This is a genomic window from Sphingobium sp. LB126 (genome assembly GCF_002795205.1).
In the GTDB taxonomy this organism is placed as follows: domain Bacteria; phylum Pseudomonadota; class Alphaproteobacteria; order Sphingomonadales; family Sphingomonadaceae; genus Sphingobium; species Sphingobium chungbukense.
The window spans coordinates 1,485,001-1,511,998 of sequence record NZ_NETV01000001.1; the positions used below are offsets into that span (position 1 = coordinate 1,485,001).

General features: G+C 64.6%; 23 protein-coding genes (1 of these 23 cut by a window edge). 14 read left to right on the forward strand and 9 right to left on the reverse strand.

Going from position 1 to position 26,998, the window contains the following annotated elements; genetic code table 11:
* Nucleotides 1-347, forward strand: the 3' portion of a protein-coding gene (locus CAF53_RS07280) for a hotdog domain-containing protein (RefSeq protein ID WP_232307421.1). Its footprint begins 34 nt before the window's first position; 347 of the gene's 381 nt are visible here — the last part of the coding sequence; its start codon lies beyond the left edge, outside the window; the stop codon is at nucleotides 345-347.
* An 88-nt stretch (nucleotides 348-435) separates the two neighbouring features.
* Here the strand turns inward: CAF53_RS07280 and CAF53_RS07285 are convergent, their stop codons facing one another.
* The 4 genes from CAF53_RS07285 to hisS form a co-directional block, all read right to left on the reverse strand.
* Nucleotides 436-1,242 carry a DUF4167 domain-containing protein gene (locus CAF53_RS07285; protein ID WP_046762029.1) on the reverse strand — a complete coding sequence of 269 codons (807 nt, stop codon included), beginning with the start codon at nucleotides 1,240-1,242 and terminating at the stop codon, nucleotides 436-438.
* 308 nt (nucleotides 1,243-1,550) lie between these two features.
* The gene (prmC, locus tag CAF53_RS07290; RefSeq protein WP_100238729.1) at nucleotides 1,551-2,381 is read right to left on the reverse strand and encodes a peptide chain release factor N(5)-glutamine methyltransferase; all 831 of its coding nucleotides are present in this window, start codon (nucleotides 2,379-2,381) and stop codon (nucleotides 1,551-1,553) included.
* A gap of 79 nt (nucleotides 2,382-2,460) precedes the next feature.
* Entirely contained in the window at nucleotides 2,461-3,555 is a 1,095-nt protein-coding gene (gene prfA / locus CAF53_RS07295; protein WP_197707445.1) for a peptide chain release factor 1, read from the reverse strand.
* Nucleotides 3,552-4,814, reverse strand: coding sequence for a histidine--tRNA ligase (hisS, locus tag CAF53_RS07300; protein WP_100237704.1), 1,263 nt, complete (start codon nucleotides 4,812-4,814; stop codon nucleotides 3,552-3,554). Before hisS ends, prfA begins: the two co-directional genes overlap by 4 nt.
* Before the next feature lie 154 nt (nucleotides 4,815-4,968).
* On the opposite strand from hisS, the gene CAF53_RS07305 reads away from it, so the two are divergent.
* Nucleotides 4,969-6,888: a M61 family metallopeptidase gene (locus CAF53_RS07305; RefSeq protein WP_100237705.1), complete on the forward strand. Its 1,920-nt coding sequence runs from the start codon at nucleotides 4,969-4,971 to the stop codon at nucleotides 6,886-6,888.
* A gap of 42 nt (nucleotides 6,889-6,930) precedes the next feature.
* Nucleotides 6,931-7,464, forward strand: coding sequence for an inorganic diphosphatase (gene ppa, locus CAF53_RS07310; protein ID WP_046762033.1), 534 nt, complete (start codon nucleotides 6,931-6,933; stop codon nucleotides 7,462-7,464).
* Between the two features lie 276 nt (nucleotides 7,465-7,740).
* Here the strand turns inward: ppa and CAF53_RS07315 are convergent, their stop codons facing one another.
* On the reverse strand, nucleotides 7,741-9,204 hold the full coding sequence (locus CAF53_RS07315) for a PLP-dependent aminotransferase family protein (RefSeq protein WP_100237706.1): 1,464 nt from the start codon (nucleotides 9,202-9,204) through the stop codon (nucleotides 7,741-7,743).
* Nucleotides 9,205-9,293: 89 nt separating this feature from the next.
* Between CAF53_RS07315 and CAF53_RS07320 the strand changes: the two genes are divergently transcribed.
* Both CAF53_RS07320 and CAF53_RS07325 read left to right on the forward strand, forming a co-directional pair.
* Nucleotides 9,294-9,896 carry a membrane protein gene (locus CAF53_RS07320; protein WP_046762035.1) on the forward strand — a complete coding sequence of 201 codons (603 nt, stop codon included), beginning with the start codon at nucleotides 9,294-9,296 and terminating at the stop codon, nucleotides 9,894-9,896.
* Between the two features lie 122 nt (nucleotides 9,897-10,018).
* The gene (locus tag CAF53_RS07325; RefSeq protein WP_100237707.1) at nucleotides 10,019-10,525 is read left to right on the forward strand and encodes a DUF1993 domain-containing protein; all 507 of its coding nucleotides are present in this window, start codon (nucleotides 10,019-10,021) and stop codon (nucleotides 10,523-10,525) included.
* On the opposite strand, the gene CAF53_RS07330 is transcribed toward CAF53_RS07325, so the two are convergent.
* Nucleotides 10,522-11,004: a hypothetical protein gene (locus tag CAF53_RS07330; RefSeq protein WP_046762037.1), complete on the reverse strand. Its 483-nt coding sequence runs from the start codon at nucleotides 11,002-11,004 to the stop codon at nucleotides 10,522-10,524. The two genes, CAF53_RS07325 and CAF53_RS07330, sit on opposite strands and share 4 nt — an antisense overlap.
* 86 nt (nucleotides 11,005-11,090) lie before the next feature.
* Between CAF53_RS07330 and gyrB the strand changes: the two genes are divergently transcribed.
* Genes gyrB through CAF53_RS07345 form a run of 3 tightly spaced genes read left to right on the forward strand, consistent with a single transcriptional unit; the run spans nucleotide 11,091 to nucleotide 14,684 of the window.
* Nucleotides 11,091-13,598 carry a DNA topoisomerase (ATP-hydrolyzing) subunit B gene (gene gyrB / locus CAF53_RS07335; protein ID WP_046762038.1) on the forward strand — a complete coding sequence of 836 codons (2,508 nt, stop codon included), beginning with the start codon at nucleotides 11,091-11,093 and terminating at the stop codon, nucleotides 13,596-13,598.
* A gap of 4 nt (nucleotides 13,599-13,602) precedes the next feature.
* Nucleotides 13,603-14,163, forward strand: a complete 561-nt coding sequence (locus CAF53_RS07340) for a DNA-3-methyladenine glycosylase I (RefSeq protein ID WP_100237708.1) — start codon at nucleotides 13,603-13,605, stop codon at nucleotides 14,161-14,163.
* A 38-nt stretch (nucleotides 14,164-14,201) separates the two neighbouring features.
* The gene (locus tag CAF53_RS07345; protein WP_100238730.1) at nucleotides 14,202-14,684 is read left to right on the forward strand and encodes a membrane-like protein; all 483 of its coding nucleotides are present in this window, start codon (nucleotides 14,202-14,204) and stop codon (nucleotides 14,682-14,684) included.
* Nucleotides 14,685-14,938: 254 nt separating this feature from the next.
* Here the strand turns inward: CAF53_RS07345 and CAF53_RS07350 are convergent, their stop codons facing one another.
* A complete protein-coding gene (locus CAF53_RS07350; protein WP_100237709.1) occupies nucleotides 14,939-17,365 on the reverse strand; it encodes a ligase-associated DNA damage response DEXH box helicase in 2,427 nt (808 codons plus the stop codon).
* A 264-nt stretch (nucleotides 17,366-17,629) separates the two neighbouring features.
* On the opposite strand from CAF53_RS07350, the gene CAF53_RS07355 reads away from it, so the two are divergent.
* Both CAF53_RS07355 and CAF53_RS07360 read left to right on the forward strand, forming a co-directional pair.
* Nucleotides 17,630-18,955, forward strand: a complete 1,326-nt coding sequence (locus CAF53_RS07355; protein WP_046762041.1) for a cystathionine gamma-synthase family protein — start codon at nucleotides 17,630-17,632, stop codon at nucleotides 18,953-18,955.
* On the forward strand, nucleotides 18,952-19,881 hold the full coding sequence (locus CAF53_RS07360; RefSeq protein WP_100237710.1) for a 2-hydroxyacid dehydrogenase: 930 nt from the start codon (nucleotides 18,952-18,954) through the stop codon (nucleotides 19,879-19,881). The genes CAF53_RS07355 and CAF53_RS07360 overlap by 4 nt, the downstream gene beginning before the upstream one ends.
* Nucleotides 19,882-19,969: 88 nt before the next feature.
* On the opposite strand, the gene CAF53_RS07365 is transcribed toward CAF53_RS07360, so the two are convergent.
* Nucleotides 19,970-20,644, reverse strand: a complete 675-nt coding sequence (locus tag CAF53_RS07365; RefSeq protein ID WP_100237711.1) for an HAD-IB family hydrolase — start codon at nucleotides 20,642-20,644, stop codon at nucleotides 19,970-19,972.
* A gap of 99 nt (nucleotides 20,645-20,743) precedes the next feature.
* Between CAF53_RS07365 and CAF53_RS07370 the strand changes: the two genes are divergently transcribed.
* The 4 genes from CAF53_RS07370 to CAF53_RS07385 are packed head-to-tail and all read left to right on the forward strand — an operon-like array spanning nucleotide 20,744 to nucleotide 24,283.
* On the forward strand, nucleotides 20,744-21,853 hold the full coding sequence (locus tag CAF53_RS07370; protein WP_046762585.1) for an MlaE family lipid ABC transporter permease subunit: 1,110 nt from the start codon (nucleotides 20,744-20,746) through the stop codon (nucleotides 21,851-21,853).
* Nucleotides 21,853-22,701 (forward strand): ABC transporter ATP-binding protein, encoded by an 849-nt coding sequence (locus CAF53_RS07375; protein ID WP_100237712.1) that lies wholly within the window; start codon nucleotides 21,853-21,855, stop codon nucleotides 22,699-22,701. The genes CAF53_RS07370 and CAF53_RS07375 overlap by 1 nt, the downstream gene beginning before the upstream one ends.
* Nucleotides 22,702-22,704: 3 nt before the next feature.
* Nucleotides 22,705-23,667: an MlaD family protein gene (locus CAF53_RS07380; protein ID WP_100237713.1), complete on the forward strand. Its 963-nt coding sequence runs from the start codon at nucleotides 22,705-22,707 to the stop codon at nucleotides 23,665-23,667.
* A 13-nt stretch (nucleotides 23,668-23,680) separates the two neighbouring features.
* The gene (locus tag CAF53_RS07385; protein ID WP_046762586.1) at nucleotides 23,681-24,283 is read left to right on the forward strand and encodes an ABC-type transport auxiliary lipoprotein family protein; all 603 of its coding nucleotides are present in this window, start codon (nucleotides 23,681-23,683) and stop codon (nucleotides 24,281-24,283) included.
* Between the two features lie 61 nt (nucleotides 24,284-24,344).
* Here the strand turns inward: CAF53_RS07385 and pepN are convergent, their stop codons facing one another.
* Nucleotides 24,345-26,942: an aminopeptidase N gene (pepN, locus tag CAF53_RS07390; protein ID WP_100237714.1), complete on the reverse strand. Its 2,598-nt coding sequence runs from the start codon at nucleotides 26,940-26,942 to the stop codon at nucleotides 24,345-24,347.
* Nucleotides 26,943-26,998 lie beyond the last annotated feature (56 nt).

Genomic DNA, 26,998 nt, shown 5'->3' on the forward strand with positions numbered 1-26,998 from the left:
GCGTCGTGCCGCACCTGACCGACATCAACGCCAACGGGCATATTTTCGGCGGCTGGGTGCTGAGCCAGATGGATATTGCCGGCGGTATCATCGCCGCACGGGTCGCGCGGGGCGCCGTCGCGACCGTGGCAATCGAGAGCATGACGTTCATCGCCCCGATCCTGCTGGGCGACATCGTGTCGGTCTATGCCCATGAGGAACGGCGCGGCCGTACTTCGGTCGCGATCCGGATCAACGTGATCGCGACGCGGGGAGTGAAGGAAGAACGGATCGAACTGACGAGCGGACTGTTCACCTTCGTCGCGCTGGATGAAAATCACCGGCCGCGTCCGTTGCCGGACGCCTGATCGGCAAAAGGGGCAAGATAGCAAAAGGGGGACGGCGCCATCGGCACCGTCCCCCTTTTTTGTTGTCCTCACCCTGGGTAGGGGAACGTCACTCGGCCGCTTCGGCCGCGGGGCGCGCCCGGCGTGTACGCTTGCGCGGAGCGGGTTCCTCGGCCGGTTCGGCGTCATTGTCGGCGCGAGCGATCGACGGCGGCAGCACGGTCAGGTCCAGCCCTTCCTGCGCATCGTCCTTGGCAGCGGCGGCCTTGCGCGGGCGACCACGGCGCGCACGGGGCGCATCGGCCGTGGGCTGCGGTTCAGGCGCCGCTTCGACGACGGGCGCCGGCTCGGCAACGACTTCAGCCTGGGGCCGTTCGGCCTCTTCCTTCGCCGCCGGGCGTTCGCGGCGACGGTCGTCACGATCATTCCGGTCTCCGCGATCGTTCCGCTCATTGCGATCACGGCGATTGCGGTCCCCGCGTTCACCACGGCCTTCGCGATAATCGCGCTGGTCGTCGCGGCGGCGCTCATTGCCATAGGGACGTTCGAAAGCCTGTTCGGCACCGGATTCCTCGCCGCCGTCCTCGCCAGCGTCGAAATCGTCGAAACCGTCGTCGAAGCTCTCATCGCGGGGACGGAAGCGCTGTTGCTGCTCCTCCTGCCGGGCGCGGTTGTCGGCCAGCACGCGGAAATAATGGTCGGCGAATTGCAGATAATATTCCGCATTCACCCGATCGCCGGCCATCTGCGCGTCGCGGGCCATATTCTTGTATTTTTCAAGAAGCTGGGCCGCGTTGCCGCGTGCGCGGCTGTCGATCCGGTTGCCATTGTCACCACCGCCCCGATTGCCACCATTGGGACGACCATTATTGTTCCGGCCGCGATTGCGACGACCGGCCTGCCTGTTGTTGATCAAGAGCTGATCCTTGCGTTCACTTTGCCATCATTCACTGAAAACACCGTTCAGTCCTCAAACTCAGCCCACACATCAGGCCGGGTAAGGCTCCGCCGGACAGGAGCCGATAGGCCCATGCCCTTGACCTGCCAGAGGGCGCCTGCGCAGCAGCGCCGTCATGACGTTGAAGGAGCGGGAAGACGGCCTTTTCTCGGCTAAGCCCCATGGGGCAGATCCTCAGGATAATGCCGTCCCTGAGCCCCATGTAGTGGCTTCGATGCCATAAACCAAGCAATTTTCGCTTGTGTGTACGCAAATCCTGTCCACGGTCAGGCAGCGGCATCCGGAGTCGCGATCAGGCAGCGGTCATGCCCGGCGAGGTCCTGGCGCACCCGGACGCTAAGCCCTTGATCCGCAAGCAGGGCGGAGACGCTGGCGCGCTGATCATAGCCGATCTCGATCGCCGCCATGCCGTCCGGCGCGAGCAGGGCTGGAAGCACCGGGGCGATCCGGCGATAGTCGTCCAGCCCCTCTGCACCTGCAAAGAGCGCGCCTTGCGGTTCGTGCAGGACATCCCCCGACAGCGTGACGTTCCGTGCGATATAGGGCGGGTTGATGAGGATGAGATCAAACGGGCCTGCCAGCCCGTCCGCCCAGTTTCCGAGCCGGAAGTCGGCACGCAGGGCCAGCCCGAGGCGATCGGCATTGCCCCGCGCGACCGCGAGCGCGGCGGGGGAAATGTCGACTCCGGCCCCCCTCGCCTTCGGCCATTGGCTGAGCGCGGCGAGCAGCAGCGCGCCGGAACCGGTGCCGAGGTCGAGGATGCGGGCGGGCGCTCTTGTGCCGAAATGGTCGAGGGCGGCTTCGATCAGGGTTTCCGTGTCCGGGCGGGGGATGAGGACGTCGGGCGTGACATGCAGGCTGATCGTCCAGAAATCGCGGGTGCCGGTGATATAGGCGATGGGTTCGCCGGTCAGGCGGCGTTCGATGAGGGATGCAAAACCGGGCGGGACGGCAAGGTCGCGCTGGCGCATCAGCAGGGCGTTGCGGTCGATCCGCAGCGCGTGGGCGAGGAGCAGTTCGGCGTCGAGGCGCGGGGTGGCGCTGATGGCGGCGAGGCGTTCGGTGGCGGCGCGGAGGGTTTCGGGGATTGTTTTCATATTGCGCTGTCCCGAAGGCTCGCTGCGCTCGCGGCCCACCCCCGGCCCCTCCCGCCCGCGGGAGGGAAGAAAGGAGGGTTCACGCCACGCCGTCCAACTGGGCGAGGCGGGCGGCTTCATCCTCCGCCACCAGCGCATCGATGACTTCGGACAGGCCCGGCCCTTCCAGGATTTCGGGCAGGCGGTGGAGGGTCAGGTTGATGCGGTGATCCGTCACCCGGCCCTGCGGGAAATTATAGGTGCGGATGCGTTCGGACCGGTCGCCCGAACCCACCATCGCCTTGCGCGCGCCGGCCTGTTCGTTCTGGGCGCGCTCGCGTTCCACTTCATAGATGCGGGCGCGCAGCACCTGCATCGCCTTCGCCTTGTTCTTGTGCTGGGATCGTTCGTCCTGCTGCGTCACGACGATGCCGGAAGGGAGGTGCGTGATGCGCACGGCGGAATCCGTGGTGTTGACGTGCTGACCGCCCGCGCCCGAAGCGCGATAGATGTCGATCTTGAGGTCGCTGTCGGCGATCTGGACGTCGACCTCCTCCGGTTCCGGCAGCACCGCAACAGTCGCCGCCGAAGTGTGGATTCGCCCACCGCTTTCGGTGGCGGGAACGCGCTGGACACGATGGACGCCGCTTTCGAACTTCAGCTTGGCGAACACGCCGATGCCGGTGACGCTGGCGACCACTTCCTTATAGCCCCCGACTTCAGAGGCGTTGGCGGAGATGAGTTCCATCTTCCAGCCCTGCGCGTCGGCATAGCGCTGATACATGCGGAACAGGTCGCCCGCGAACAAGGCGGCCTCGTCACCGCCCGTACCTGCGCGGATTTCCAGCATGGCCGGGCGGGCGTCGGCGGCATCCTTGGGCAGAAGCTGGAGCGCGAGGGCGCGTTCGGCGTCGGGAAGCTTGCCCTTGATGAGCTGCATCTCCTCCTGCGCCATTTCGCGCATCAACGGATCGGAATCCGCATCCTCGCCGCCCGCCATATATTCGAGTGCGCCCAGTTCCTGACGGAGACGGCGGACTTCATGGGCGGCCTTGGCTACCGGCTCGATCTCCGCATATTCCTTGGACAGCCGCACAAATTCTTCCGGCGCAAGGTCGGCGCGCGTCATCGACGCCTGCACCTCGTCCCGGCGCGCCTCGATCTGCGCGATGCGTTCGGCGGAGATGTGCATCAGAGAGCCGTCAGCTTCCCGATCAAAGCGTCCAGGGAGACGGCTTCCTGCTCGCCTGTGCCGAGATTGCGGATGGCCGCTTCGCCCCGTGCCAGTTCGTCATCGCCCAGGATCACGGCCCAGGCCGCGCCCGATGCGTTGGCCCGCTGCATCCGCTTCTTCATATTGCCGCGATAGCCCATATCGCAGGCGACACCAGCGCGGCGAAGATCGGCGATGATGCCCGTTGCCCTGGTTTCGGCTGCTTCGCCCATGGGAATGACGGCCACGGTTGGACGCTCGATTACGGGCATATCGATCAGCATCGCCAGCCGCTCTATCCCCGCCGCCCAGCCGACCGCCGGGGTCGAGGGGCCGCCGAGATTCTCGATCAGCCCGTCATAGCGCCCGCCGCCCACGACCGTGCCCTGCGCGCCAAGGCGGTCGGTGATGAATTCGAATGCGGTGTGGCGATAATAATCGAGGCCGCGCACCAGACGGGCGTTGCGTTCCCAGGCCACGCCCGCCGCGTCGAGGCCCGCCGTCACCTTTTCGAAGAAGGTCCGCGCCTCGTCGGTCAGATAGGCGTCGATGTCCGGCGCGCTGTCCGCCACCGGGCGATCGCGCGGATCCTTGCTGTCGAGGATACGCAGCGGATTGCGTTGCAGGCGATCCAGGCTCTCTTCCGAAAGCTGATCGCGATGCGCCTCGAAATGCGCGATCAGCGCGGCGCGCCAGGCGTCGCGGCTCGGCCCGTCGCCCAGCGTGTTGAGGTTGAGCGTCACGCCTTCCGACACGCCCAATTCGCGCAGCAACTGGTCGGCCAGCACCAGCAGTTCCACGTCCGCGCCCGGCTCGCCCGCGCCGATGATCTCTGCGTCGAGCTGGTGGAACTGGCGGAAGCGGCCCTTTTGCGGGCGCTCGTAACGGAAGAGCGGGCCGTGGGTCGCGACCTTGAGCGGCGCATATTGCTGCCAGCCCTCGGTGATATAGGCGCGGGAAATGCCGGCGGTGAATTCCGGTCGCAGGGTGATGCTGTCGCCGCCGCGATCCTCGAACGTGTACATCTCCTTCGAGACGACGTCCGTGCTTTCGCCCAGCGAGCGGGCGAACACCGCCGTCGATTCGAAGACGGGCACCTCCACGCGTTGGAATCCGTAAAGTTTCCGAACCCGGTCGAAGGTCGCGACGACATGCGCGAAACGTTCCTGGAACGCTTCGCTCGTACCGCCCAGCATGTCCTGCGTGCCGCGTACCGGGCGCGGCGTTTCGATCTTGGCCATGGGGGAGCGCCTTTAACGATAAAGACGGCGCATGGAAACGCGGTTTTTTTGGTTCATATTGACGCCCATATCTTCGGGGGTGGACGCGAGGGTCATGGGTCGCCATGCTGTTGTTATACGGTCGTCCGGCCGCACATCATTTTCGGAGATGTTCATGATCCGCAGCCTTGCTGCCGCCCTTCTGCTTTCCACGGCCGTTGCCGGGCCACTGATCGCGCAGGATGCGATCCGCTCCAGGCCGACGGCGCTGCCGGTCGACAATGCCGCGCCCGGCCCCAAGGATATTCCCTATCCCGGCGGCACCATCAGGCTGGAGGTCGATGCCACCGACACGGTGCAGCGCATCTTCCGCGTCAGGGAAACCATCCCGGTCGCCGCCGGCGGCCCAATGACGCTGCTGATGCCGCAATGGCTGCCGGGCAATCATGCGCCGCGGGGACAGATCGAGAAGTTGACCGGCCTCACCTTCACCGCCGACGGCAAGCCGCTGGCGTGGAAGCGCGATCCGCTCAACGTCTATGGCTTTGTGATCGACGTGCCGCAGGGGACGAAACAGGTGGTCGCGACCTTCCAGTTCCTGTCCGCCACCCAGCCCAATCAGGGCCGCGTCGTGGTGACGCCCAAGATGCTGAACATCCAGTGGGAGTCGGTGTCGCTCTATCCGGCGGGCTATTATACGCGGCAGATTCCGATCCAGGCGACCGTCACCTATCCGGACGGCTGGCAGGCCGCGACCGCGTTGCGGGGCAAGAAGACCGGATCGACCGTCGCCTATGAGACGATCGATTATGAAGCCTTGCAGGATTCGCCGGTTTTCGCGGGGCTTCATTTCAAGCCGGTCGACTTGGGGCATAATGTGACGCTCAACATCGTCGCGGACGATGCCGACGAACTGGACGCCAAGCCCGAGCAGATCGCCAAGCACAAGAAGCTGGTCGATGAGGCGGGCGCTCTGTTCGGCACCTATCATTTCAACCATTATGACTTCCTGTTCGCCATCACCGACGAGATGGGCGGCATCGGGCTGGAGCATCACCGCAGTTCCGAAAATCAGGTCGAGCCGGGCTATTTCAAGAAATGGGGCGATGGCGACGCGCTGCTGGACCGCAACCTGCTGCCGCATGAGTTCACCCATAGCTGGGACGGCAAGTTCCGCCGTCCGGACCTGCTGTGGACGCCCGATTTCAACGTGCCGATGCAGGATAATCTGCTGTGGGTCTATGAGGGGCAGACGCAATTCTGGGGCTATGTGCTGGGTGCCCGCTCGGGCCTGTTCACCAAGCAGGAGACGCTGGACGCCTATGCCCATATCGCCGCCAAGCTCGACACCACGCGCGGCCGCGAATGGCGGCCGATGGAGGACACCACCCACGACCCGATCATCTCCGCCCGCCGCCCCAAGGGCTGGTCGAGCTGGCAGCGGTCCGAGGATTATTACAATGAAGGCCTGATGATCTGGCTGGAGGCGGACGCGATCATCCGCCAGCAGACCAAAGGCGCCAAGGGGCTGGATGATTTCGCCCAGGCTTTCTTCGGCATCAATCCGGGCGATTGGGGTCAGGTCGTCTATAATCGCGGCGACGTGATCAAGACGCTGAACGCCGTCGCGCCCTATGACTGGGCGGGCTTCTTCCAGAAATATGTCGACAGCACGACGAAGGAGACGCCCAAGGGCGGCTTCGCGCTGGGCGGCTACAAGCTGGTCTATGGCGACACGCCCGGCGCCATCACCAAGGCGGCCGAGGGGTCAGGCAAGTTCACCGACCAGAGCTTCGGCATCGGCATGATCGTCAAGAATGACGGCGAGATCAGCAACGTCGTCTGGGACAGCCCGGCCTTCAAGGCGGGTCTCGCCACGGGTTCCAAGATCGTCGCGATCAATGGCGACGAATATTCGGGCGATGTGTTCAAGGCCGCGATCAAGTCCGGCAAACCGCTCCAGATCATACTCAAGCAGGACAAATATTATCGCACTTTGAGCCTCGCTTATTCCGGCGGCCTGCGCTATCCGCGCCTCGAAAAAATGGGAGAGGGTGAAGGCAGTCTCGATCGGCTGCTGAAACCGAAAACATAACCGCCCGCAAAGACCAACGCGTTTACAAAGGCTTGTAGTCTCATGAATATCGAACTGATCCCCGTTGGCGACGATCCGCCCAACAGCCTGAATGTCATCATCGAGGTTCCGGTCGGCGGCGAGCCGGTCAAATATGAGTTCGACAAGGCTTCGGGCGCGCTGTTCGTGGACCGCATCCTGCACACGCCGATGCGCTATCCGGCGAATTACGGCTTCGTGCCGCACACGCTGTCGCCCGATGGCGATCCGCTGGACGCGCTGGTCATCGCCCGATCGCCCTTCGTGCCCGGTTCGGTGGTGCGCGCCCGTCCGATCGCCGTGCTGAATCTGGAAGACGAAGCCGGCGGCGACGAGAAGCTGGTCTGCGTGCCCGACAACAAGACCTTCCCTTATTATAGCGAGGTCGATGAAAAGGATGATCTGCCCGGCATCGTGATGGAGCAGATCGAACATTTCTTCACCCACTATAAGGATCTGGAAAAGACCAAGTGGGTGCGCATCGGCACCTGGGGCGGCGCGGAAGATGCCCGCCGCATCACGCTGGAAGCGATCGAGCGTTACAAGGCGGCGAAATAAGCCGCCTGAGCTGCCAGGCTTGAGAAAAAAAGGCCGCGTGGATTTTTCACGCGGCCTTTTTTTTGCATATATCCCATAGCGCCGCTGTTTCGGGTGGGAAGCGGACCGCCTGCTTTCCTTGAAATACACCGTGCTCCTGCGAAGGCAGGAGCCCAGTCCCGCCGTCTGTGGATCATCGCACCGTTTGAACTGGGCTCCTGCCTTCGCAGGAGCACGATGCGCTTAACGGCTGAGAATGACCGCAACTGGCCAAAACCGGCCGGAAAAGCGTTCGCATCAGATCAACCGGTCCGCCTCCAGCGCCGCGGCGAGCGAATCGCGGCCTCGCGGCATGCGGGCGTGCAGCCGCGCATCGGCTTCGGCCAAGCGCTCGACCCCCGCCGTCAACTGCTCCTCGGATAAAGTGAAGGGCAGCCGCAGGAAGCGTTCGAATGCGCCGCTGACGCCGAAACGCGGCCCCGGCGCGACGCGCACGCCATGGCTTTCGGCGATGGCGGCCAACGCCGTCGCTTCGCCCCGCGGCAGTTCCGCCCAGAGCGACAGGCCGCCAGCGGGGGACTCCACGCGCCAGTGCGGCAAATGCCGTTCGATCAGCCCCAGAAGATGATCGCGACGCCCGCGCAGCATCTCCGCCCGCGCGCCCAGCCCTTCGTCGCCGTCGATCAGATGTGCCACGGCAAGCTGCTCCACCACGGGGCTCGCCATGTCCATCGTCGTGCGCAGGCGTCCCAGCGCAGCAACGGTCTGCGGATCGGCACGAATCCAGCCGACGCGCAGGCCGCCCCAGAAGATCTTGCTGGCCGAACCCAAGGTGATCACCTGCCGTCCCGAGGGATCGTGTACCGCGACCGGCGGCGGTGGCATATTGTCCAGCCCCATCGCCGCCATCGTCTCGTCGATGATCAGCGGCGTGTGCGATCGGGCGGCGGCGGCCACCAATGCGCGGCGGGTGGCCGGGTCCATGCTGCGCCCGGTGGGATTGTGGAAATCGGCGATGATATAGGCGAAGCGCGGGCTGGTCTGGCGGAAAGCCGCCTCCATCGCGTCGATGTCCCATCCCTGCGTCGGCAGACCGACCGGCACCGGCACGACATGGGCACGTTGCAACGCCTGGATCGCATTATGATAGGTCGGATGGTCGATCACCGCCCGGTCCCCCGGCCCCGCCAGCCATTGCAGCAGCAGGGAAAATCCCTGCTGCGCGCCGTTGGTGACGATGATCTGGTCCGGGCTCGTCGGACATCCGCGCCGTTCGTAATGGGCCGCGATCGCCCGGCGCAGCGGCGGCAGGCCGAGCGGGTCGTAACCGAGTTCGCCCAGAAAGGCGGGCAACGCCTCCATCGCCGCCTGATAGGCCCGACCGACACCCGGGGCGGCCGGCAGCGCGGCATGGGTCCAGTTGAGGATATTGCCTCCGTTCGCCGTATCGATCTCCGGCAAGCTCTGGTCCATCCGGCCGGGCGGGAGGCGCGTGACACTGCCCGAACCCTGACGGCTTTCGAGAAAACCTTCGTCGCGCAGCCGGTCGAAGGCCGCGGCGATGGTCGTGCGGCTGAGACCCAGCGCGGCGGCCAGTTCCCGTTCCCCCGGCAGGCGCACATTAAGGCCGATGCGCCCGTCCAGCACCAGCATCCGCAGCGCCTGCGCCAGTTGGCGATAGGCAGGCTCGGCGCTGTCCTCGGCGCGCCAGGCACCCAGCAGGCGAAGCAAGGAAGGAGGCCGCAAGAGGGAAGTGGACATGATCACCTATTCCAATTCAGAGAATGGGAAGGCCACTTATGCAATAATGGCCGTTTTGTAAAAGGCCATTTTGGGTGATTTCAGCCGCCATGATGATGCACCGCCGCCTGTTTCAGCTTTTCTGGGGCCTTGGCCTCTATGGTTTTTCCATGGCGTTGATGCTGCGCGCCAATCTCGGGCTCGACCCATGGGATGTGCTGCATCAGGGATTGGCGCCGCGCCTGGGGCTGAGCTTCGGCATGACGGTCAATCTGATCGGTGCGATCGTGCTGCTGCTTTGGTGGCCGCTGCGCCAGCGGCCCGGCATCGGTACGGTCTTCAACATAGTGGTGATCGGGACCGCGGTGGACCTGAGCCTGATGATCCTGCCGACGCCGGAAGGCCTGTGGGTGCGCTTTGCCTGGCTGGCGGCGGGGGTCATCCTCAACGGCATTGCGGGCGGCGCCTATATCGGCGCGGGCCTGGGGCCAGGGCCGCGCGATGGGTTGATGACGGGATTCTGCCGCCGCACCGGATGGCCGGTCAAATGGGTGCGAACCGGAATCGAGATCGGCGTGCTGACGATCGGCTGGCTGCTGGGCGGTTCGGTCGGGCTCGGCACCGTCCTTTATGCGGCGACGATCGGCTGGATCGTCCACCATGCCCTGCCCTTCTTCACCATCGCCCCGCGCGAACGTCCCGCCCTCACCTGAACCGGTTGCCCCCTGACCGGCCGACATGGAGTCCGTCGGCCGGTCCTTTTATTTCGCCTGGGTATCGACAAGCGCCTATGGCGTCATATCTTCGGCCCCTCACGATCATGAGGAGAGCCCTGGTGGCGACCGACCTGTACGACCTGACCGTTCCCGCCTTCATTCGGGGCCTGCGCAGCCTGTCCGCGATCCTGGACAAGGGCGCCGCCTATGCCGCCGAAAAGGGCATCAATCCGCTGACCCTGACGCAGGCACGGCTGATCGAGGACATGGCGCCCCTTACCGCACAGGTACAATATGCCAGCAACAGCGCCAAGGGTGCGATGATCCGTATCGGCGCGCTCGATCCGGCGCCGATGCCCGATACCGAGCAGAGCTTCGCCGAATTGCAGGAACGCATCGCCAGGACCATCGCCTTCCTCCAGTCCGTGCCCCGCGCGCGGATCGACGGGCGGGAGGATGCGGAGGTGATCCTCAAGACCCCAGGTGGCGATTTTCCCTTTACCGGACGCAGCCATGCGTTGGGCTTTGCCCTGCCCAATTTCTATTTCCATGTGGCGACCGCCTATGCGCTGCTGCGGCAGGCGGGCGTGCCGTTGGGCAAGCTGGATTATCTGGGCGGCATCTAACCGGCGATCAGGCGGATCGCGGCGCTCGAAACCCAGCCGCTGAGGCAGGGGCCGGGATAGGCTTGCTTGCGATCCACCGGTTCGGCCACGCCGCAATCGGCCGGCTCGGTTGCGTTGCCCTCGACCGGGGGCGGCGCGATCACCACACCCAGCCATTTCTGGTCGAGGCTGCGGGTACAGACCCAGGCGCGATCCCCCTCCCCCATGCGGGCGGTTTCCTTCGCATCGGCAAAGGGCGCGGCACGGACGGCCAGCCCCTTGGCACCGACGCGGACAGCCTGCCCCATGGCGCCGCAGGCGTCGAGACGGGGACCATCCTCGCCGATGATCACCGGGCGGATGAGGCTCGATTCCAGCCGGGTTTCCGGCACATCCTCCCGCGGGGCGCCCGCCAGCGAACTGTTGGGCAAATCCTCCAGCACATCACTGCTTTTCGAGCAGGCGGCGAGCATCAGGGCAAGGGCGAGAATGGCGCGCATGACAGCCTGATAGACCGTGCCGTGAGCGCGTGGAAGCCGCCATGTTTCGCTTTAGTTTCGGGCAGCCATTCCCTATATGCTCGTGTATGAGCGAGGAAAATCAGAACAACCCCAACAGCAACAGCTATGGCGCCGACAGCATCAAGGTCCTGAAAGGTCTGGATGCCGTGCGCAAGCGGCCCGGCATGTATATCGGCGACACCGACGATGGTTCGGGCCTGCATCATATGGTGTTCGAGGTCAGCGACAACGCCATCGACGAGGCGCTGGCCGGTCATTGCGACCGTATCCTGATCACGCTCAATCCCGACGGATCGGTCAGTGTCGAGGATAATGGCCGCGGCATTCCCACCGGCATCCACAAGGAAGAAGGCGTGTCGGCGGCCGAGGTCATCATGACCCAGCTTCATGCCGGGGGTAAGTTCGAGAACACCAGCGACGACAATGCCTATAAGGTGTCGGGCGGCCTGCACGGCGTGGGCGTGTCGGTGGTGAACGCGCTCAGCGAGTTTCTCGACCTCCACATCTGGCGGGACGGCAAGGAGCATTATATGCGCTTTGCCTATGGCGACGCCGTGGCCCCGCTCCAAGTCACGGGCGATGCGCCTGCGGGCAAGAAGGGCACCCGCGTCACCTTCCTCCCCTCCACCGAGAAGGTGCCCGGCGACGGCGGCACCTTCAAGAATCACACCGAGTTCGATTTCGAGAAACTGGAGCATCGCTATCGCGAGCTGGCGTTCCTGAACTCCGGCGTGCGGCTGTTCCTGGCGGATGCGCGGCATGAGGAAAGGAAGGAAGTCGAGCTATTCTATGAGGGCGGCATCGCGGCCTTCGTGAAATATCTCGACCGCAACAAGACGCCGCTGATGCCCGATCCGATCGCGATTTCGGGCAGCCGCGACGATGTGACCATCGACGTCGCACTGGAGTGGAACGACAGCTATTATGAAAATGTGCTGTGTTTCACGAACAACATCCCGCAGCGGGACGGCGGCACGCACCTCGCCGCCTTCCGCGCGGCGCTGACCCGGACGCTCAACAACTATGCCGACAAGTCCGGCATGTTGAAGAAGGAGAAGGTGTCGCTGACCGGCGAGGATATGCGCGAGGGGCTGACCGCGATCGTGTCGGTGAAACTGCCCGATCCCAAATTCTCCTCGCAGACCAAGGACAAGCTGGTTTCGTCCGAAGTGCGTCAGCCGCTGGAAAGCCTGATGGCCGACAAGATGGCGGAGTGGCTCGAGGAAAACCCCCAGCACGGCAAGATGATCGTTCAGAAGGTGATCGACGCCGCCGCTGCCCGCGAGGCCGCGAAGAAGGCGCGCGAACTGACCCGGCGCAAGGGCGTGATGGACATCGCCTCCCTTCCGGGCAAGCTGGCCGATTGCCAGGAGCGCGACCCCGCCAAGTCCGAACTCTTCCTGGTCGAGGGTGACTCGGCCGGCGGTTCGGCCAAGCAGGGGCGCAACCGGCACAATCAGGCGATCCTGCCGCTCAAGGGCAAGATCCTGAACGTCGAGCGCGCGCGGTTCGACCGGATGCTCTCGTCCAAGGAAGTCGGCACGCTCATTCAGGCGATGGGCACCGGCATCCGCGACGATTTCAACCTCGACAAGCTGCGCTACCACAAGATCGTCATCATGACCGACGCCGACGTCGACGGCGCGCATATCCGCACGCTGCTGCTGACCTTCTTCTACCGTCAGATGCCACGGATCATCGAGGCGGGGCACCTCTACATCGCCCAGCCGCCGCTCTACAAGGCGACGCGGGGCCGGTCCGAAGTGTATCTCAAGAACGAAGCGGCGCTGGAGCAATATCTGGTCGACAATGGCGTCGAATCGATGGCGCTGGAAACGACCGGCGGCATGCGTTCGGGCGAGGATTTGCGCCATCTGATCGAACATGGACGCCGGATGCGGGCGGTGATGCGCTATGTGCCGCGCCGCTATAATCCCGCGATCATCGAAGCGCTGGCGATCAACGGCGCGCTCGATCCCGAGCTTGGCCATGAGGCGCAGGCAACGCGGCTGGCCGCTACCGTCCAGTGGATGGATGCGCAGGATGGGGAAGGCCGCTGGAGCGGCCGGATCGCCGAAGAAGGCGGCTTCCATTTCGAGCGGCTGTGGCGCGGCGTCACCGACCATCACATGATCGAGGCGGGCTTCATCGGATCGGCCGAGGCGCGTAAGCTGCACGCCATCGCCGCCGAGGAGGCTGACAGCTATCGCACCGCCAGCCGGCTGGTGACCGCCAAGGCGGCGGCAGCGGCCGAGGAAGCGGGCGACGACGATCTGCCGGTCGTGTCCAAGGGCACGGTCACGGTCACGCGTCCCAGCGAATTGCTGGAAGCGATCCTGGCGGCAGGGCGCAAGGGGCTGGCGATCCAGCGCTACAAGGGCCTTGGCGAGATGAACGCGGAACAGCTTTGGGAAACCACGCTGGACCCGGACAATCGCTCGATGCTGCGGGTCGAGGTCGAGCAGGCGGACGTCGCCGACGAGATCTTCACCAAGTTGATGGGCGATGTCGTCGAACCGCGGCGCGAATTCATCCAGGACAATGCGCTGAACGTCGCCAATCTGGATGTCTGAGGACATGGAGCGGATCCGTTGCGGCTGGGCCGGGACCGACCCGCTCTATTGCGCCTATCATGATGAGGAATGGGGCGTGCCGGAGCGCGATTCGCGCATGCTCTGGGAAACGCTGATGCTGGAGGGGTTCCAGGCGGGGCTCAGCTGGATCACGATTTTGCGCAAGCGCGAAGCCTTCCGTGCCGCCTTCGCGGGGTTCGATCCGGACAAGGTGGCGGGTTTTGGCGGGGCCGATGTCGAGCGGCTGATGGGCGATCCCGGCATCGTCCGGGCGCGGGCCAAGATCGAAGCGACGATCCGGGGCGCGCAGATTTTTTGCGACATGCGCGACCGGGGCGAGGATTTTTCCGCCACTGTCTGGCGCTTCGTCGAGGACAAGCCGATCCGGAATGACGGCCTGACCTTTCCGGCGAAGACGATATTGTCGGAAGCGATTTCCAGCGACCTGAAAAAGCGCGGCTTCAAATTTGTGGGGCCGACCATCGTCTATGCCTGGATGCAGGCGGTCGGAATGGTGAACGATCATGCCGCGACCTGCTTTCGCCGGGACGAGATCGTGGCGTGAGACATGGCGTGAGCGTGGGGCCGCTCGGCTTGGCCCTGATGATAACGGCCTGTGGCGGCGAGAAGGAAGTCCCTGTCGCCAATATCGCCGCCAATATCGCGCAGGCCCGGGCCTCGGCCCCGATCATCGTCCAGAACCCGGTCGCGAACCAAGATAGCGAAAATGTTTCGGAGGCGGTTTCACGTGGAACAGGGGTGAACGCCGCCGCACCCTCCCCTGATCATGGTTCCGACTCTCGCTATCGGGCGATCGGGACGGAACCCTTCTGGGCCGTGACGGTGAAAGGATCGACCGCCACCTTGGAGCGGCCGGACAGGATGCCGATCCGCTATGCGGTGTCGCGGAATGATGATGAGCGGGCGATCCGTTATCTGGGCGACGGCTTTGCCATGACCGTGACCGAAGGGCCGTGCAGCGACGGGATGAGCGATGCCGTCTGGTCGGATCGGGTCGCGGTGGCCTTCGGGGAAGGAACGCTGAACGGGTGCGGTGGGATGCGCGACGATCAGGAAACGCCTTGACGGTGGGCAAATGGTCATGGGTGGACGCCAACAACATCCGTCATCCCATAGAAAGCGGGGTCCGGTGAGGCTAGAGCGCGCTGCGTTAAATCGTACGCAAGTCGCGTGCTCTAAGCTTTTGTTGTCGCATCGCTTTAAGCGCAAAACCGGTTCCCACTTTTGCGCACGATGCTCTAAGGTTGCGCTCTCTCGCCTGAGATCCCCGCTTCGTTCGGAGATGACAGGCTGAAGGCAACAATAGACCCATAGCGGCTTCAATCCGTGCGCATGGCCTCCGCGACCAGCGCCTCGGCTTCGATCAGCAGCGCATCCTCCACCTCATGCTGGGCGACCTGCTCGCGGCCGATGAGGATCAACACGGGAACCGCGAGCGGGCTGACCCGGTCGAGGTCGATATGCAGCATGGTTTCGCTGGCGCGGTCGATCAGGTCGCCGAGACGGCCGACATCGGTCATCCTTGCGCGGGCGTCCGCCCAGGCGGCCTTCAGCAGCAGATGATCGGGCTGATATTTGCGCAGCACGTCGTAGATGAGGTCGGTCGAGAAAGTGACCTGCCGTCCGGTCTTGCGCTTGCCGGGATGCTGCCGCTCGATCAGGCCGGAGATCACCGCGACATCGCGGAAGGCGCGTTTGAGCAGGCTCGACTGTTCGACCCATTCGATGAATTCATGGTCGAGAATGTCGGCGGAGAAGAGGCTTTTCGGATCGCCGATCGGCTTCAACCCATAAACGGCCAGTGCATAGTCGTTGGAAACGAAGCCCATCGGCATCAGCCCCTGGGCGTCCATACGCCGGGTGAGCAGCATGCCCAGCGACTGGTGCGCATTCCAGCCCTCGAAACTGTAGCAGACCAGATAATGGCGTCCCTCATGCGGGAAGGTCTCGATCAGGAGCTGCCCCGGTTCGGGCAGGGCGGATCGATATTTCTGCACCTCCAGCCAGTCGCGAACATCCTCCGGGAAGCGGCTCCATTGGTCGGGTTCGGCCAGGAAATGGCGCACGCGTTCGGCCAGGCGGGTGGACATGGCCATGCGGGTGCCGCCCCAGGTGGGAATGCGCGCCGGTTTCGACGTGGCGCGAACGACGAGGTCGGTCGTGTCCATCCGTACCACCTCCAGCGCGGTGCCGGAGAAGAAGAAGCAGTCGCCGGGGCTGAGGGTGGCGGCGAACCCCTCCTCCACCGTGCCGAGCTTGCGGCCGTTGGCGAAGCGGACGGCCAGCGCGGGCTGGTCGACGATGATGCCGGCGTTAAGGCGATGCTGCGCGATGAATTTGGGATGGGAGACGCGCCAAAGCCCTTTTGAGTCGGGGCCATCCGGATCATGGGTCAGCCGCTTGAAGCGATCATAGGCGCGCAGGGCATAGCCGCCGCCTTCGATGAAATGGAGGACGTTGGCAAAGGCCTCATCCGTCAGCGCGCTGTAGGGGGTGGCGGAGCGGATTTCGGCCAGCAGTTCTTCTTGGCGAAAGGGTGCGGCGCAGGCGAGCCCCATGACATGCTGAGCCAGCACGTCGAGGCTGCCGGGGCGGAAATCGTCGGCGTCGCGCTCGCCCGCCTCCACCGCGTCGAGCGCGGCGCGGGCTTCGAGATATTCGAAGCGGTTGCCGGGGATGAGGATGGCTTCGCTGGGCATGTCCAGCCGATGATTGGCGCGGCCGATGCGCTGGAGCAGGCGGGACGACCCCTTGGGTGCGCCCATCTGGATCACGCAGTCGACATTGCCCCAGTCGACGCCCAGATCGAGCGACGCAGTGGCGACCAGGGCGCGGAGTTTTCCGGCAGCCATGGCGGCCTCGACCTTCCGGCGGGCCTCGATCGACAGGCTGCCATGGTGGATGGCGATGGGCAGGTTGGCGTCGTTGACCGACCAGAGCGACTGGAAGATGAGTTCGGCCAGGCCCCGCGTGTTGCAGAAGACCAGTGTGGTGGCGCGGCGTTCGATCTCGGCCATCACCTGGGCAGCGGCATATTTGCCGGAGTGGCCCGACCAGGGGACCCGGCCTTCGGGGATCAGGATGGCGACGTTCGGGTCGGCGCCCGATTCGCCGATCACCGGAATGACCGCGTTGATGTCGCCATCCGGGGCAAGCCAGGCACGATAGGCATCGACATCGGCCACGGTCGCGGACAGCGCGACGCGGCGCAACGCAGGATTGATGGTCTGGAGACGGGACAGCGAAAGGTTGAGCAGGTCGCCGCGTTTCTGGGACGCGAAGGCGTGGACTTCATCGACTATCACTGTCCGGAGATGGGCGAACATCAGGAAGCTGTCGGGATAGCTCAGCAGCAGGGACAGGGATTCCGGGGTGGTCAGCAGGATTTGCGGCGGGCGCGCGCGCTGACGGGCCTTGCGGTCGGAGGGCGTGTCGCCGGTGCGGGTTTCGACCCGGATCGGCAGGTCCATTTCCTCGATCGGGGTGAGGAGGTTGCGGCGGACGTCGACGGCCAGCGCCTTCAGGGGCGAGACATAGAGGGTGTGCAGCCCCTCGGTCGGGCTTTCGATCAGATCGGTCAGCGTCGGCAGGAAGCCCGCCAGCGTCTTGCCCGCGCCCGTCGGGGCGACGAGCAGCGCATGATTGCCGGAACGGGCGGCGGTCAGCATGTCGCGCTGGTGGCAGCGCGGTGTCCAGCCGCGCGAGGTGAACCATTGCTCCAGTGGTTCGGGTAGGCGTTGGTTCATGAGGATGATGTAAGATAGCTGGCAGGAAAGGTCATCCTGTTCAACGCTTCGATAGGTTGAAACGCCTCGTGCTCCTGCACAGGTGGGAGAGGAGCCTGATTCCGCTCGCTGAACCGGCTCATGCTTCCGTAGAAGGACGGTAATAATGATCCACCGGTTCGGAATAAAATTACGCGACCCTCTGGCTCCTTCCCCCCGAAAGGCGTTACACTCCTCCCCATCCGAGCGGCGCAACAGATGCCGCAGACATGTAGGAGATACGCGATGACCGGCGAAACCGAAGCCGACCTCACGGGCGCGGAACCCACGCGCAACCGCCGCCGCCCCAAGCAATCGATCATGGAGATCGAAGGCCGCAAGCTGAAACCCGCGACTTTGATGATGGGTCATGGCTATGACCCGACCCTGTCCGAAGGATCGCTGAAGCCGCCGATCTTCCTGACTTCCACCTTTGCCTTCGAAAGCGCGGCGGCGGGCAAGCGGCATTTCGAGGGTGTGACCGGCATCCGGCCCGGCGGCGCGGAGGGGCTGGTCTATTCCCGCTTCAACGGCCCCAATCAGGAGATTGCCGAGGACCGGCTGTCGATCTGGGAGGAGGCGGAGGACGCGCTGCTCTTTTCCAGCGGCATGTCGGCCATTGCCACCACCCTGCTCGCCCTGGTGCAACCGGGCGATGTGATCGTGCATTCGGCGCCCCTCTATGCCGCGACCGAATCGCTCATCGGCCGCATCCTGGGCAAGTTCGGGGTGCAATGGCTCGATTTCCCGGCAGGGGCGACCGAGGAGGAGATCGGCGCGGTGATCGAGAAGGCCAGGGGGCTGGGCCGCGTGGCGCTGATCTATCTGGAGAGCCCGGCCAATCCCACCAATGTGCTGGTCGATCTGGAGGCGGTAGTCGCGCGGCGCGACTTTTTGTTCGGCAACGAAGAATATCGGCCGCCGATCGCGATCGACAATACGTTCCTGGGCCCGCTCTGGCATCATCCGCTCAGCCATGGGGCCGACCTCGTCATCTACAGCCTCACCAAATATGCGGGCGGGCACAGCGATCTGGTCGCGGGCGGCGTGCTAGGCTCCAATATGCTGATCAACACGATCCGGCTGATGCGCAACACCATCGGCACGATCCTCGATCCGCATTCGGCCTGGATGCTGCTGCGGTCGCTGGAAACGCTGGAACTGCGGATGAGCCGGGCGGGCGAGAATGCGGCCAGGGTCTGCGCCTGGCTGAAGGACCAGCCCCAGGTGGAGAAGGTCGTCTATCTGGGCTTTCCGGAAACGGAGCGGCAGGCGGACATCTACCGCCGCCATTGCACCGGCGCGGGATCGACCTTCTCGCTCTACCTCAAGGGCGGTGAGGCGGAGGCCTTTGCCTTTCTGGATGCGCTGAAGATCGCCAAGCTGGCGGTGAGCCTGGGCGGAACCGAGACATTGGCGAGCCATCCGGCAGCAATGACCCATCTGTCGGTCCCGGCGGAGCGGAAGAAGGCGCTGGCGATCAGCGACAATATGGTGCGCATCTCCATCGGCTGCGAGGATGCGGACGATCTGATCGCGGACTTCGCCCAGGCGTTGCGGGCGGCCGGATGAGCGACCGCCCGCTGATCCTCGTGGCGCAGCCGCATCTGGCGCCGCTGCTGGGCCTGCTCTCTCCCGAATATGACGTCATGGCCTTGTGGGAGGAGAATGGGCGCGCGCGGATGGCGGAGGCCGAAGCGCTGGTGACGGCGGGCGAGTTCCGGCTCGACCCGGCTATGCTGGAGAAGATGGAGAAGCTTCGGCTGATCGCCTGCTTCACGGTGGGCTATGATGGTGTCGACCTCGACTGGGCACGCTCGCGAGGCGTGGCCGTGACGCATGCAGGGGATGCCAATGCGGAGGATGTGGCCGACCATGCGCTGGGCCTCATCCTCGCGCATCGGCGGCGGATCGTCGTGGGCGACCGGCAGGTGCGCGAGGGCCAATGGACGGCGGGCGCGAAGATGCTGACGCGATCGATGGCGGGTGCGCGGATTGGGATCGTCGGCATGGGGAGCATCGGCGCGGCGCTGGCCGAGCGGGCCGAGATCATGCGCATGCACGTAGGATGGTGGGGACCGCGGGAGAAGCCGGAGCTGCGCTGGCCAAGGGCCGAAAGCCTGGAAGCACTGGCCAGGGACAGTGACGTCATGGTGGTCGCGGCCAAGGCCACCGAAGAGAATCGCGGGATGATCGATGCCTCGATGATGGACGCTCTGGGCGTAGCGGGCCTGCTGGTGAATGTCGCGCGGGGACAGTTGGTGGATGAGGATGCGCTGATCGCCGCGTTGCGCGAAGGGCGTCTCGGCGGAGCGGCGCTGGATGTGTTCGAGAGCGAGCCTACGCCCGTGGCACGCTGGGCCGATGTGCCCAATGTGGTGCTGACGCCGCATACGGGCGGCGCGACCTATGAAGCGGTGGGACGGATGCGGGATATGCTGGTGGCGAACCTAGGGGCCTTTTTCGCGGGAGGAGCGCTGGTTTCACCCATTATCTGACCCCCCCCTCCCCATGCATTGACATCGACTGGGATGGTCCGGCCGACGGCCTGGATCGGGGCCACCCCGCTCCAGAAAGGGCCGTGCCTCAGTTCCAATCCACCCGCGTCCACCCGCGTTCCGTCGCCAGCTTCGCCAGCGGCTTGTGCGGGTTGGAAGCGAAGGGAATGTCCGCGAACTCCAGCATGGGCGCGTCGGACACATGGTCCGAATAAGCACGGATATGCGCCTGGCTGCGGTCGATCGCCTCGGCCGCCATCCACGCCTTGATCATCCGCAGCTTGCCGGTGTCGTAGCAGTTCTCGCCCGCGATCTTCGCGCGGACATAGCGCAGGTCCTGCGAAAGATGGTCGGTCGCGATCACGGCATCGAAGCCCAGCCGCCGGGCGATCGGCTCGACATAGAGGCGGTAGGAGGCGGTGGCGAGCACCAGCCTGTAGCCGTCCGCCTTGTCCCGCGCGATCTGCGCCAGCGCGCCGGCGCGGACATTGCGCTCCACCACCTTCGCCGCATAGCTTTCCACATGCGGCATCAGCTTCGCGCGTTCGACATTGGAACCGATCATCAGCGCCTGGTTCAGTTCCTTGAGCCGCTGGCGACTGATCAGCTTCAGCACATAGGCCAGCATCAGCAGGATCACACCCGGAAACAGCGCCAGCCGCCACGGCGCCATGCGTTTCGCGACGTGAATGAGAAAGCCGGTATAGGTGCCGCTGAACGTCACCGTGCGGTCCATGTCGTAGATTGCGAGTCTGTGCGTCATGCCATGTCCGAAACTTTTTGGGGCGCCCCTTCGTTTGACCGTGCGGATGGGCCGTTTCGGCTTGCCGTGCAACCGATAATGGACCACACCACCGCCTTGATGAACAAAGCCGCTGATCTTGCTCAGGAAGTCCGCGAAGGCAGGACGGTCATTCGGCTTTCGGGTAATCTTTCCATTGCTTGCCTCAACGACCTGCCCGATCGGCTGGATGCCGTGGAAGGGCCGGTCGACACGATCGACCTGTCGGACGTGGACTATATGGACACGATCGGCGCCTGGGTGCTGCATCGTACGATCAAGCGGCTGGGCGCCCGCATCGAAAGCGACAAATGCGATGCCGAACGGCTGATCGCGGCGGTCGGCCGCGTCGATGAGCCGGTCAACATCCGCCCGGACTATATCCCCCCCTGGCAGCGCGTCGTCGGCCAGATCGGCGAGGCGGTGGTCAATTCGGGTACGACGCTGCTGGGCCTGCTGGGTTTCTTCGGCGGTACGCTGGTGGCGACGTGGAACGTCATCCGCCACCCCGGTCGCTTCCGCATCAATGCGGTGGTGCAGCGGTTCGAGGTGGTCGGCGTATCGGCGCTGGGCATTATCGGCCTGATGAGCTTCCTGATCGGCATCGTCATCGCGCAGCAGGGTTCGGTGCAGCTCCGCCAGTTCGGCATGGAGATGCTGACGATCAACCTGGTCGGCCGCCTCACCTTTCGCGAACTCGGCGTGCTGATGACCGCGATCATGGTCGCGGGCCGGTCCGGCTCCGCCTTCGCCGCGCAACTGGGGACGATGAAGCTGACCGAGGAGGTCGACGCCATGCGCACCATCGGCGTGTCGCCGATGGAGGCGCTGGTGCTGCCGCGCACGCTGGCGGTGGTGGTGATGATGCCGCTGCTCAGCTTCTATGCCTCGATCGTCGCGATCATCGGCGGCGGGTTCCTTTGCGCGGTGTCGCTCGACATTCCGCCCATCACCTTCGTCCAGCGGTTGCGCGAGGTGGTGCCGATCCATGACCTGTGGGTGGGGCTGATCAAGGCGCCGGTCTTCGGCGTCATCATCGCGCTGGCCGGCTGCTTCCAGGGCATGCAGGTCAAGGCCAATGCGGAGGAAGTCGGGCTGCGCACCACGTCCGCGGTGGTGCAGGCGATCTTCCTCGTCATCGTGCTCGACGCCTTTTTCGCGGTCTTCTTCACCTGGGTGGGCTGGAACTGATGGCGCCCGAAGAGGAAATCGCCGAGGAGGAAGCGCGGGTCGAAAAGGCGGTCGAGCGTGACGGCATCGCTATATCGGTCCGCAACCTCAAGAACAGCTTCGGCGAGCAGGTGGTGCATGAGGGGCTGAACCTCGACGTGCGCAAGGGCGAGATTTTGGGCGTGGTCGGCGGATCGGGCACCGGCAAGTCGGTCCTGATGCGGTCGATCATCGGCCTCCAGACCCCGGATGAGGGCGAGATCCACGTCTTCGGGGAATCGATGATCGGCCGTCTGGATGACGAAGCGCTGGCGATCCGCAAGCGCTGGGGCGTGCTGTTCCAGGGAGGCGCGCTGTTTTCGACGCTGACGGTGGCCGAGAATGTCGAGGTGCCGATCCGCGAATATTATCCCAATATCGGCCCCAAGCTGCGCGACGAGATCGCCGCCTACAAGATCCGCATGACCGGCCTGCCCGCCGAGGCCGGTCCCAAATATCCCGCCGAACTGTCCGGCGGCATGAAGAAGCGGGCGGGACTGGCGCGGGCGCTGGCGCTCGATCCCGACCTGCTGTTCCTGGACGAACCCACGGCCGGGCTGGACCCGATCGGCGCGGCGGCCTTCGACGACCAGACGCGCAAATTGCAACAGACCCTGGGGCTGACCGTCTTCCTCATCACCCATGACCTCGACACGCTCTATTCCATCTGCGACCGGGTGGCGGTGCTGGCGGACAGGAAGGTGACGGCGGTCGGCACCATCGATGAGCTGCTGGCGACCGATCATCCGTGGATTCAGGAATATTTCAACGGCCCGCGCGGGCGCGCCGCGACGGCGGCGGTCGCTCGCGAGAAGGACAAGAGGCGATAGACTATGGAAACCCGCTCCAACCATGTGCTGGTGGGCACGGTCACGCTGCTGTTGCTGGCGGCGATCATGATCGCGGCTTTCTGGTTCTCGCGCCTCTCCCAGGGCGACAATATGGAATATGACATCTTCTTCAAACAGTCGGTCAACGGCCTCGCCAAGGGATCGAGCGTCAATTATTCGGGCGTCCCCTCTGGCCAGGTGGAGAAGATCGAACTGTGGAAGCGCGACCCGGGCTTCGTGAAGGTGCGCATTTCAGTGAAGGAAGGCACGCCGGTCCTGCAAGGGACGACCGCGACCATCGCGGGAGTGGGCTTTACCGGCGTGTCGGAAATCGTGCTGGACGGCGCGGTCAAGGGTGCGCCGCCGATCACCTGCCCGGCGGAAAACCCCCTCGCCTCCTGCCCCGACGGCGTGCCGGTGATCCCGACCAAGCCGGGTGCGCTCGGCGAACTGCTCAACAACGCCCCGCAATTGCTGGAACGGCTGTCGACGCTGACCGAGCGGTTGACCGAGTTGCTCAACGACAAGAATCAGCAATCGATCGCCGGCATCCTCGCCAATGTGGAGCGGATTTCCGGCTCGCTGGCCGACCGCAGCCCGGAAATCGCCGCAACCTTGGCTGAGGCCCGCATCGCCGTGCAACGGACCGGCATCGCGGCCGAGCAGATCGGCAAGCTGGCCGCCTCCACCGACGCCATGGTCAATGATGAGGGCCGGCCGCTGCTGGCCGACCTGCGCAAGAGCATCCAGTCGGCCACCCGCAGCATCGACACGCTCGACAAGACCATCGCGGAAGCACAGCCGGGCGTCCACGCCTTCAGCAACCAGACCATGCCGGAGGTCAACCAGTTGGTCCGCGACCTGCGCGAAATGTCGCGCTCCTTCCGCGGTGTCGCCGAAAAACTCGATCAGCAGGGCGCGGGGTCGATCGTCGGATCGCCCAAATTGCCCGATTACAAGCGATAAGAGGACAGCGATGATGTTCCACAAGAAACTTGGCTCCGCGCTTGCCATCACCTTCCTGCTGGCGGGTTGCGTGTCCTTCGGGGGCAAGCCGCCCGAGCGGCTGCTGTCGCTGAACGCCGCGCAGAAGGTCGCGCCGGGCACGCTGCGCAGTGCCTCCTCCGGCACGGCCATCACCGTGGCCGATCCCGAGGCGCCCAAGATGCTCGATACCGTGCGGGTGCCGGTGATCACGTCGCCCACTTCGGTCGCCTATGTGACCAAGGTGCAGTGGGCCGACACGCCGCGTCACCTGTTCCAGAAGCTGCTCGCGGAGACCGTCGCCGCCACCAGCAACCGCATCGTGCTCGATCCGGGCCAATATTCGGCCGATGCGGGGCAGCGGCTGATGGGCGAACTGGTCGATTTCGGTTTGGACGAGGCGAGCAACAGCGCGGTCGTGACCTATGACGCCATGCTTGCCGGGCCGGGCGGTACGGCGATCGCCAAGCAGCGCTTCACCGCCAGCGTACCGGTCGGCGGCAAGATCGACGCGAACAGCGTGGGTGCGCCGCTCAATGCCGCGGCGAACAAGGTGGCGGCGGATGTCGCCGCCTGGCTGGCGACGCCGGGGCGGTAAATGCTCTCCCTCTTCCCGCCGTCACTCCAGCGGAAGCCGGGGTGACGGTCTTCAGGGATGTCTACTCCAGGCTCTTGCTCACCTGTTCCGTGACATCCTTCGACAGCCCCGGCACGGCGAGGATACGCTGCAATTCCGCCTTCATCAGCGCCGCTCGCCCCTCATCGAAGCGTTTCCAGCGGCCGAGCGGCGGCACAAGCCGGGCGGCGGTCTGCGGATTGAGCTTGTCGAGCGCGATGATGCAGTCGGCCACCAGCCGATAGCCCTTGCCCGACCTGTGGTGGAACGCCCATTGGTTGCCCGCGAACGCGCCATAAAGCGACCGTACCCGGTTGGGATTGGCCAGGGTGAAGTCCTTGTGCCTGCCCAGGTCCTCGACCAGATCGACCGTGTCCGGGTGGAAGGCGAATGCCTGGGTCTGGAACCATTTGTCCAGCGTCAGCGCATCGTCCCGATAACGGTTGTAGAAGATGTCGAGCGCCGCCTCCCGTTCGGCGCTGGTGCCGTTCGCGAGGGTCGCGAGCGCCGCCTGCCGTTCGGTCATATTGTCGGCCTCGCTGAACTGGCCGAAGGCGACCGCCGGACCATCGCCCGCGCCCGACGCCGCCAGATAATGCAGGGCCGTGTTGCGCAATTTCCGCGCGCCCTTGGCCGCGGACGACAGGGCAAAGGCATTGGATCTGGTTTTCGCATGAATATCGCGCCAGAGCGGCTCGAGTTCGGAACCAATCCGGCGTTGCAGCGCATCTCGAGCGGCGTGGATCGCATCGGGATCGACCACCGCCATCTGATCGCCCAGATACGCCTCACTCGGCAAGCGGATCGCTTCAGCGACGAAGGCGGGATCGAGCAGCGGATCGGTGGCGGTGTTGCGGATCGCGGCGATCACCGCTTCCTCATCGACCACCTGGCCGCCGATGCGGCCCACCAGCACATTGACCATGAGCTGCTGCATCGCCTCATAACGGGCAAAGGGATCGTCGTCATGCGCCGACAGGAAAGCGAGATCGGCCTGGCTACGGTTGGTTTCGACGATGACGGGAGCGGAAAAGCCCCGATTGATCGACAGCACCGGCGCTTCGGACAGATTGTCGAAGGTGAAGCGCTGCTTCGCTTCGGTCAGCATCAGCAGTTCGTCTCCCCGCCCCTGGCCGGATGCGCGATCGAACAAGGCCATGCGCAGCGGGATCGCCATGGGCTGCTTTTCGGGCTGGCCGGGTGTCGGCGGAACGGCCTGTTCCAGATGGAGCGTGGCGGTCCGGCTCACCGGATCATGGGTCAGCAGCGCGCGGACATGGGGCGTGCCGGCCTGCTCATACCAGCGGCGGAACTGGCCGAGGTCGATTTCTCCTCCCTCCTCCATCGCACGGACGAAATCCTCGCAGGTGGCCGCTTCCCCGTCGTGCCGGTCGAAATAGAGGTCCGTCCCGGCGCGGAAGCGCTCCGGCCCCAGCATCAGCGCCATCATGCGGATGACCTCCGCGCCCTTATTGTAGATGGTCGCGGTGTAGAAGTTACTGATTTCCATGTAGGATTCAGGGCGGATCGGATGAGCGAGCGGGCCGCTATCCTCCTGGAACTGGGCCGCGCGCAGGATGCGGACATCCTCGATCCGCTTCACCGCATGCGACCCCATGTCGGCGGAAAAATTCTGGTCGCGGAAGACGGTGAAGCCTTCCTTGAGGCTGAGCTGGAACCAGTCGCGACAGGTGACACGATTGCCCGACCAGTTGTGGAAATATTCATGCGCCACCACGCCTTCGACGCCGTCATAATCAATGTCGGTGGCGGTTTCGGGATCGGCCAATATGTAACGCGAATTGAAGATGTTGAGGCCCTTATTCTCCATCGCGCCAAAGTTGAAATCGGCCACGGCGACGATGTTGAACACGTTCAGGTCATATTCGCGGCCATAGACGCGCTCATCCCAGGCCATGCTGTTCTTGAGCGCCTGCATCGCGTGGGCGGTGCGGGGAAGGTCCGTTTCCTTGACCCAGATGCCGAGCCGGACTTCGCGACCGCTCATCGTCTCGAAACGGTCGGCGTTACAGGCCAGATCGCCCGCGACCAGCGCGAACAGATAGCAGGGCTTGGGGAAAGGATCATTCCAGCGCGCCCAGTGACGCCCGTTCGGCAGATCGCCCTGCTCGACGGGGTCGCCATTGGCGAGAAGCACGGGATAACGCGCCTTGTCCGCCGCCATGCGTACCGAATAGCGCGACAGCACGTCCGGACGATCGGGGAAAAAGGTGATGCGGCGGAATCCCTCCGCCTCACACTGGGTACAGAGCAGGTCGCCGCTGGCATAGAGACCCATCAGCTTGCTGTTCGTCTGCGGCGCGATCTGCACCAGCGTCTCGACGCTATGTGCTGCGCCGGAGAGCGGGATCACCAAAGTCCCCGCGTCCACCGTCCATTGCTCCGGACCAACCCGCTCGCCGTCAACCTTGATCTCCAGCGGCAGCAGGCCGTCGCCATCGAGTTTCAGGGGCCGATCATGCTCACCATTGCGGACCACGGAGAGGATGGCCCGAACCTGCGTTGCCGCCGCATCGAGGTCGAAATCAAGTGTGATGTCGGGCACCAGCCAATCGGGCGGACGATAATCCTGGCGGCGGATCACGGTAGGGGCGGCGGGGGAGGATTGCATGTCGGCCATCCCCGCAGCCTAGAGCGATTTCGAGTGAAATGGAACATTTCACGACTGGGAAATCA

Excerpts from the sequence above, each read along its gene's own strand:
- prmC (WP_100238729.1), bottom strand. The coding sequence starts at position 2,381 with ATGAAAACAATCCCCGAAACCCTCCGCGCCGCCACCGAACGCCTCGCC.
- hisS (WP_100237704.1), bottom strand. The coding sequence starts at position 4,814 with ATGGCCAAGATCGAAACGCCGCGCCCGGTACGCGGCACGCAGGACATG.
- CAF53_RS07305 (WP_100237705.1), top strand. The coding sequence starts at position 4,969 with ATGATCCGCAGCCTTGCTGCCGCCCTTCTGCTTTCCACGGCCGTTGCC.
- ppa (WP_046762033.1), top strand. The coding sequence starts at position 6,931 with ATGAATATCGAACTGATCCCCGTTGGCGACGATCCGCCCAACAGCCTG.
- CAF53_RS07315 (WP_100237706.1), bottom strand. The coding sequence starts at position 9,204 with ATGTCCACTTCCCTCTTGCGGCCTCCTTCCTTGCTTCGCCTGCTGGGT.
- CAF53_RS07320 (WP_046762035.1), top strand. The coding sequence starts at position 9,294 with ATGATGATGCACCGCCGCCTGTTTCAGCTTTTCTGGGGCCTTGGCCTC.
- CAF53_RS07330 (WP_046762037.1), bottom strand. The coding sequence starts at position 11,004 with ATGCGCGCCATTCTCGCCCTTGCCCTGATGCTCGCCGCCTGCTCGAAA.
- gyrB (WP_046762038.1), top strand. The coding sequence starts at position 11,091 with ATGAGCGAGGAAAATCAGAACAACCCCAACAGCAACAGCTATGGCGCC.
- CAF53_RS07340 (WP_100237708.1), top strand. The coding sequence starts at position 13,603 with ATGGAGCGGATCCGTTGCGGCTGGGCCGGGACCGACCCGCTCTATTGC.
- CAF53_RS07345 (WP_100238730.1), top strand. The coding sequence starts at position 14,202 with ATGATAACGGCCTGTGGCGGCGAGAAGGAAGTCCCTGTCGCCAATATC.
- CAF53_RS07350 (WP_100237709.1), bottom strand. The coding sequence starts at position 17,365 with ATGAACCAACGCCTACCCGAACCACTGGAGCAATGGTTCACCTCGCGC.
- CAF53_RS07355 (WP_046762041.1), top strand. The coding sequence starts at position 17,630 with ATGACCGGCGAAACCGAAGCCGACCTCACGGGCGCGGAACCCACGCGC.
- CAF53_RS07360 (WP_100237710.1), top strand. The coding sequence starts at position 18,952 with ATGAGCGACCGCCCGCTGATCCTCGTGGCGCAGCCGCATCTGGCGCCG.
- CAF53_RS07365 (WP_100237711.1), bottom strand. The coding sequence starts at position 20,644 with ATGACGCACAGACTCGCAATCTACGACATGGACCGCACGGTGACGTTC.
- CAF53_RS07370 (WP_046762585.1), top strand. The coding sequence starts at position 20,744 with ATGAACAAAGCCGCTGATCTTGCTCAGGAAGTCCGCGAAGGCAGGACG.
- CAF53_RS07375 (WP_100237712.1), top strand. The coding sequence starts at position 21,853 with ATGGCGCCCGAAGAGGAAATCGCCGAGGAGGAAGCGCGGGTCGAAAAG.
- CAF53_RS07380 (WP_100237713.1), top strand. The coding sequence starts at position 22,705 with ATGGAAACCCGCTCCAACCATGTGCTGGTGGGCACGGTCACGCTGCTG.
- CAF53_RS07385 (WP_046762586.1), top strand. The coding sequence starts at position 23,681 with ATGTTCCACAAGAAACTTGGCTCCGCGCTTGCCATCACCTTCCTGCTG.
- pepN (WP_100237714.1), bottom strand. The coding sequence starts at position 26,942 with ATGGCCGACATGCAATCCTCCCCCGCCGCCCCTACCGTGATCCGCCGC.